At 46.0% G+C, this 1,371-nt stretch carries 2 protein-coding genes; both read left to right on the forward strand.

Features of this window, described 5'->3' with window-relative positions; genetic code table 11:
• Nucleotides 1–722: putative urea ABC transporter substrate-binding protein (locus tag A3762_RS13960; RefSeq protein ID WP_068756127.1), on the forward strand; the 722-nt coding region annotated here is incomplete at its 5' end.
• A gap of 39 nt (nt 723–761) precedes the next feature.
• Nucleotides 762–1,371: ABC transporter permease (locus A3762_RS13965; protein WP_068756129.1), on the forward strand; the 610-nt coding region annotated here is incomplete at its 3' end.

Below are 1,371 nucleotides of genomic sequence, written 5' to 3' on the forward strand. Positions count from 1 at the left end.
ATGGTAACGACGGTATCGTGTTGAAAGGCAAAGATTCCCTAGCTGACATCAAAGGCCAAAACGTTAACTTGGTTGAGTTGAGCGTATCGCATTACTTGCTAGCACGTGGTCTTGAAACGGTTGGTTTAACCGAAAAAGATCTCACTGTTGTGAATACCTCTGATGCAGACATGGTTGCTGTTTATGGCACAGATGACGTTACATCGGTTGCAACATGGAATCCCTTGCTCAGCGAAATCGAAGCGATGCCAAACAGCACTAAAGTATTCGACTCTTCAATGATTCCAGGTGAAATCATCGATTTGCTTGTGATTAATACAGAGACCTTGGCTGCGAACCCTGATCTCGGAAAAGCTTTAGTGGGCGCATGGTACGAAATTATGGGCTTGATGAGTGGCTCTGATGATGCAGCAACTTCTGCAAAAACGTACATGGCAGAAGCATCAGGTACTGACTTGACTGGTTATGAAGCGCAGCTAGCGAGTACTGAAATGTTCTACACGCCAGCGCAAGCACTTGAACTAACAAATAGTGATGCGCTTGTTAGCACCATGGAAAATGTTGCGGAGTTTTCTTTCAAGCATGGCTTGTTAGGTGAAGGTGCTCCAGATGCAGGATTTATCGGAATTGAAATGCCAAAGGGTACTTTCGGTGATGCATCAAACGTGAAGTTCCGTTTTGACCCTAGCTACATGCAGATGGCTGCTGACGACAAGCTATAGAGCATAAACGACTGCCTGTATTGATGTGAGGCCAAGGCCATGAAGAAACTGATAAACCAGACGCCAGATAGAACATTCAAAGTGTTCTTAGGCTTGCTACCTTTTGTGCTGCTGATCGTGCTTTATATGGTGAGTTCGGATGCGCGTTTAGAAGTGAATCCTAATGACAAGCTCCTCCCGAGTTTGCGTCAAATTGGAGATGGTTTATCAAGAATGGCCTTGGAGCCGAGCAAGCGCACAGGCGACTATGTTTTTTGGCAGGACACAGCGAGTAGTCTCACACGTCTTGGCCTAGGTGTATTAATCGCTGCGGCCATTGGCTTGTTTGTTGGAGTAATAACGGGCGCTTTGCCTTTGTTTACCGCTTGGGTATCTCCTTTACTGACGGTTGTTTCACTGATTCCTCCTCTAGCCATCCTGCCAATTTTGTTCATCGTTTTTGGTCTAGGTGAGCTCTCGAAAGTTGTCTTGATTGCCATCGGCATTACGCCGTTTATTGCGCGTGATATTCAACGACGAACACAAGAGATTCCGCCCGAGCAACTCGTTAAAGCACAGACTTTAGGTGCCAATACGAGTCAGATTTTAATGCGTGTGGTACTGCCACAAATCCTTCCAAAACTGATTGATGCAGTGCGCTTATCGTTAG

The sequence above is a fragment of the Oleiphilus sp. HI0125 genome (genome assembly GCF_001635355.1).